This is a genomic window from Armatimonas sp., assembly GCF_043760365.1.
GTDB lineage: Bacteria > Armatimonadota > Armatimonadia > Armatimonadales > Armatimonadaceae > Armatimonas.
This window is the reverse complement of the sequence record NZ_JAYUPA010000369.1, coordinates 1-5,096: the sequence shown is the minus strand read 5'-3', so window position 1 is coordinate 5,096 and position 5,096 is coordinate 1. Positions and strand designations below refer to the sequence as shown.

Below are 5,096 nucleotides of genomic sequence, written 5' to 3'. Positions count from 1 at the left end.
CGGAGAGGTTCCCGGAGTTCACCACGGCGCGCAGCGGCAGGCTCACGATGCGACGAATTAGTTTGTCGCACTCCTGACACTGGATCAGGGGCGCATCGGACATGCGCTGAAACACTTCCTGAGTACCGCCACAGGTCTCACAAGGGTCATCGCAGCGGTAGGTGTAGGTAGGCATGGGGCTATTTTATCGCGTACAATGGCTGTATGGTTACTGTCACCGACGAACAGGTTGCCTCGTTTCGCGCCCAGGGTTTTGTACACATCCCCGGCGTGATCTCCCCGAGTGAGGCCGCGCATTTCTACGAAGCCGCCCTCGACTATACCCGCCGCAACCCGCCCCTCTCCAATCGCCCGGTCTTTGATCAGCACGTGAATGTCTGGACCCACGACGATGCCATGCGGGCGCTCACGCTTCACCCGAGCCTGGCAGCGGCGGCGAGAACGCTCAATGGCACCGAGCTGCGGCTCTGGCACGACCAGATTCTGATCAAGCAGCCACACAACAATGCCGCCACGGAGTTTCATCAAGACCAGCCCTACTGGCCGCATGCAACCTCGCCAAATCCCATCTCGGCCTGGATCGCTCTGTGCGATGTTCCCGCCGAGAAAGGCTGCATGACGTTTCTGCCGGGTTCGTTCAAGCACACCGATCTACCCGCCCAGAACCTCTCCGATGCCCGTAGCCTCTTTCAGATCGAGCCGGAGTTTGTCTGGTTTCCGCGTGTGACCGTGCCTCTCAAGGCGGGTGACTGCACGTTTCATCATGGCCGCTGCGCCCACATGGCGACCCCCAACTTCACCGATGACCCGCGTGTGGCGCACATTGTGATCTTCATGGAGACGAGCACTGCCTACAGCGGACGCGGCCACGTGGTCACCGATCCGCTGGGCTTGACGATTGGGGAGCCGATTACGGGCGATTTATTCCCTCTCATGTGACGTTAATGTGCCTACCAAGTCAAGGCTTCGGGGGCGGCGGCGAAAAGTCCTTTTAGTCGGGGGATGCGTGCGTGCCAGCGCTGCATCTCTTTCCAGACGGTTCGTTGTGGGACACCCTGAAAGAGTGGCACTTTAGTAGCGCGTTCCTCAGGAGCTAGTTGTGCCAGCCGCGTCAATCGCTCACAGTAGGCATCGTAGGCAAACTCTCTGGCACTATCGAGTCCACGCTCATTGAGCTTGAGAATCTGGTTGATGGTGTACTCCACACGAGCACACTTTCGCGAATCAGTAGTATCTGCTTCAAAGAGGAAGGTTTCGAAGTCCAGCCGAATGAGTGCCTGAGGATCTTCGGCACGCAAGTCAAGAAAAACCGGATTGCCGATAGCGGGAGCACCGCTCCAGCTTGTTTCCTCGTCAAACTCCGCCCCCGTCGCCGCTCGAAAGATCGCCCAGCGAGCCAGCTTGTGCTTGGAGTTACAGTTATGGCAAGCGAAGAGATAGTTTTCCCAGAGAAACGCACGTTCAGGGTAGTGACTCTTGGGCCAGATATGCTCCACGGGCGAGGGCTCGTTGGTTTCACAGTAACAACAGTAACCATTGGGACAGAGCATCAGAAGCGCCGTCTTCACCGCCTCGAAAGGTTTGTTATCCGTCCGGTTGTTCCAGAGTCGCTCCGCTGTCGCTTTTTTCTCTGCAAAAGTCGCATGACTATTGACTGCGTCCTGAAGCGCTCGGAGTTTCTCTATTGCCGCTGGAGGGCAGTTTGAGGGAGGAATCAGCAGCACGGAAGCCTACCCCTTCATCCGCAAGGCAGAGAGCGGAAGCGCCGCCCGTAGCTCTTGGAGTTCTTTCTTATCCGCCTCAGTGAGCTGCCCATCCCACTCTTTATTGTTCAGTTCCGTCAGCCGTACCAGCTTCTTCTGCCCTTCATCGGAGCGCCCAATCTCCCCAAAAGCATCCAACATATACGCTTCTTGGATACTTCCGTACTTTACCCGGTTCAGCTCTTCCTCTGTTAAAAATCGTCCCGTCTCATCGGTTCCTGGCGTAGGTAAAACAAAGACGGAATCAGCCGCCCAACAAATCAGCGGAGAATGAGTCGTCACAATGAACTGCATATTAGGAAAATGTTCTTTAAACCATTGGCCAATTCGCCGCTGCCATGATGGATGCAAGTGAGCATCTACTTCATCAATTTGAACAACACCTGGTACAATAATTTCAGTATAGTCATCACCCCTAAACATTTTCTCAAAACCGAACCATTTATTAATCTGCTTTAATATCTCAATCACCATAGAAAGCACGGATAAATAACCATCTGACATTTGATTTATTGGAATTTCAGATCCATTTCCCCTCTTTAAAAAAATTCCTTTAGAACTAACAGAGCTAATACTACATCCTTCAGGTAATATATTAGTATTATTAATAAAATTCAATATGTTCTCAAGATTTCTTTCTGAATCCAAATCACCTTCAGCTTTAGCATGACTAAGTTTCAAAATCCAGGATATAGCTCCTTCATATGACAAACTCTGAAAAATTCCTATCTGATTAAAAAGAGATGGATTACTTTCCTTTATTTCTTCCGAAAAATTATCTTTACTAAAATTCCTATTGTGTCCAAAAGAAATAAAGAATGTTCTTGAAATATCAGTTTCATAATCTATGGAATCACCACCGGCAAATCTAGTTATCTTTTTTTCTATTTTAAATTCAGGAAATTTGTAGTTCGATCCATTTTTATTAGGATCATATATTTTAGGAAAACCATTAAAATCAGTAACTGTATCAAAATCTTTATCTATAGTAATAATAATTTCTGCCCTATAGAAATCTTCCCCTATTCTCAGAATCGCGGGTTCGGATTGAACAGCCCGTATAACATTTAGGAAACTTAACCAGCAAATAGCAGTACCTCTCAAAAAGCTGGTCTTCCCTAATCCATTATCACCTAATACGACATGCCATCCAGCCCCCTCTAAATTTTTCCCATAACTATTTTGTCTTCGCCAAATATCCAAAGGGAGTTCCCAGACAAGGTGTTTTACGGAGCGTATATTTTCAATCTCAACGCGGCGGATGTGCATAAGATGACTTTCTTTTTCGGGAGCATTTTTAGACTTTGTGGAGCAATTTTACAAATCTTGGCGTGCCTGTAATTTTTCAGGAAGTTTATAAATCTTTGTAGAGAAACTTATATTTTTATAGGAGTATGTTAGGCTTTCTGGTTTCGTTTTGCAAAGTGTGGAGTTTGCTTACAAAGTTTAGCTGATTTCTGATTTTTGTAGAATCTATTTTATCTTTCTCGCTGATGGCAACTCTTTTTAGAAACAGGCGTGTTTTTTACCTTTGACAATCTCCCCCCCTTCCTACCCCTCGCTTTGTTCGTACTTGTCTTTCAGGCCCGAGACCACACTTGGGTCGGCGAGGGTGGTGGTGTCGCCCAGTGCGCGTCCTTCGGCGATGTCTCGCAGCAGGCGGCGCATGATCTTTCCGGAGCGTGTTTTAGGAAGCTCCGCCGTGAAGAGGATGTCGTCGGGGCGGCAGATAGGCCCGAGCTTCTGGCCGACATGCAACTTGAGGATTTTGATCAGCGCTTCATCGGCGGTCAGGCCCTCTTTGATCGTCACAAAGGCGCAGATTGCCTGGCCCTTGATGGCATCGGTGCGGCCAATGACGGCGGCTTCGGCGACGGCGTGGTGGTCTACGAGCGCGGACTCCACCTCCATCGTGGAGATATTGTGTCCGGCCACCAGCATGATGTCGTCCACGCGGCCTAGAAGCCAGAAGTAGCCGTCGGTGTCTTTTCGGGCGCCATCGCCGGCGAAGTAGAGGTTCTTCGCGCCGAACTTGCTCCAGTAGACACTCTGATAGCGCACATCGTCTCGCCAGAGGGTGCGCAACATCGCGGGCCACGGCTTCTGAATCACCAGCAGACCATCTTTGCCCGCCGGAACCGGGTTGCCCTCCTCATCCACAACATCCATTGCGATACCGGGAAAGGGGCGCGTCGCGCTGCCGGGCTTGGTGCTGACAATGCCAGGGAGCGGGGTAATCATCTGCGCACCCGTCTCGGTCTGCCACCAGGTATCCACAATCGGGCAGTTTTCCCCTCCAACATTCTCGTGGTACCAGAGCCATGCCTCGGGATTGATCGGCTCACCGACGGAGCCTAAAAGCCGCAGGCTGGTCAGATCGTGTTTTTCTAAGTGCTCCGTGCCCCACTTCATGAACGAGCGGATCGCGGTGGGGGCCGTGTAGAAAACGCTCACACCGTATTTTTCAATCGTGGCCCAGAACCGATCCCGCGCGGGCCAGTCCGGTGCGCCCTCGTACATCAGCACCGTGGCACCTGCGGCGAGCGGACCGTAGACCACGTAGCTATGGCCCGTCACCCAGCCCACATCGGCGGTGCACCAGAAGACATCGGTGTCTTTAATATCAAATGTCCACTGGAAAGTGGCGTTTGCCTGCGTTAAGTAGCCGCCCGTCGTGTGATAGATTCCCTTGGGCTTGCCCGTGGAGCCGGAGGTGTAGAGAATAAAAAGGCCGTCCTCGCTATCCACCGCCACGGGTTCCGTCAGGCGCGGGGCGTCTTCGACGAGCCGGTGCCACCAGTGATCCCGTCCCTCAACCATAGGCACGAGAGTGGGATCGAGCGCACGGCTCAGCACCACCATACTCTCCACCGTCGGGCAGGCACCGTCCTCCAGCGCGGCATCAGCGGCATCTTTCAGGCGGACGATATTGCCACGCCGCCAGCTCCCGCTGCTCGTGACGACAACTTTGCTCTGGCTATCATTGATGCGCTCGCGCAGGCTGTCGGCGGAGAACCCCCCAAATACGACACTATGAATTGCGCCGATCCGGGTGCAGGCAAGCATCGCAATCGCGGCCTCGGGGATCATCGGCAGGTAGATTGTCACGCGGTCGCCCTTGCCCACGCCCAGATTGGTCAGCACCCCGGCAAATTTATTCACCTCGCGCCACAGATCGTGGTAGGTCAGCACGCGTGTGTCGCCCGGCTCGCCCTCGAAGATAATCGCGGCCTTGTTGCGGCGCGCCGTGCTCAGGTGCCGATCGAGGCAGTTCGCGCTCACATTGAGCTTGCCGCCCACAAACCACTTTGCATGCGGCGGGTTCCACTCACA

General features: G+C 52.8%; 5 protein-coding genes. 1 reads left to right on the top strand and 4 read right to left on the bottom strand.

Features of this window, described 5'->3' with window-relative positions; all coding sequences use genetic code 11:
• Positions 1-175 (bottom strand): FmdB family zinc ribbon protein (locus ACH2EH_RS08895; protein WP_395140885.1); only part of this gene is annotated, 175 nt, incomplete at its 3' end.
• 29 nt (positions 176-204) lie between these two features.
• Between ACH2EH_RS08895 and ACH2EH_RS08890 the strand changes: the two genes are divergently transcribed.
• Entirely contained in the window at positions 205-939 is a 735-nt protein-coding gene (locus ACH2EH_RS08890; protein ID WP_395140884.1) for a phytanoyl-CoA dioxygenase family protein, read from the top strand.
• A gap of 11 nt (positions 940-950) precedes the next feature.
• Here the strand turns inward: ACH2EH_RS08890 and ACH2EH_RS08885 are convergent, their stop codons facing one another.
• The 3 genes from ACH2EH_RS08885 to acs all read right to left on the bottom strand — a co-directional run.
• The gene (locus ACH2EH_RS08885) at positions 951-1,724 is read right to left on the bottom strand and encodes a hypothetical protein (protein WP_395140882.1); all 774 of its coding nucleotides are present in this window, start codon (positions 1,722-1,724) and stop codon (positions 951-953) included.
• 6 nt (positions 1,725-1,730) lie between these two features.
• On the bottom strand, positions 1,731-3,032 hold the full coding sequence (locus ACH2EH_RS08880; RefSeq protein ID WP_395140880.1) for an AAA family ATPase: 1,302 nt from the start codon (positions 3,030-3,032) through the stop codon (positions 1,731-1,733).
• Positions 3,033-3,314: 282 nt separating this feature from the next.
• Positions 3,315-5,096 (bottom strand): acetate--CoA ligase (gene acs / locus ACH2EH_RS08875; RefSeq protein WP_395140878.1); only part of this gene is annotated, 1,782 nt, incomplete at its 5' end.

What these genes read in the sequence shown, in the direction of transcription:
- ACH2EH_RS08890 (WP_395140884.1), top strand. Translation starts at nt 205, where the DNA reads ATGGTTACTGTCACCGACGAACAGGTTGCCTCGTTTCGCGCCCAGGGT.
- ACH2EH_RS08880 (WP_395140880.1), bottom strand. Translation starts at nt 3,032, where the DNA reads ATGCACATCCGCCGCGTTGAGATTGAAAATATACGCTCCGTAAAACAC.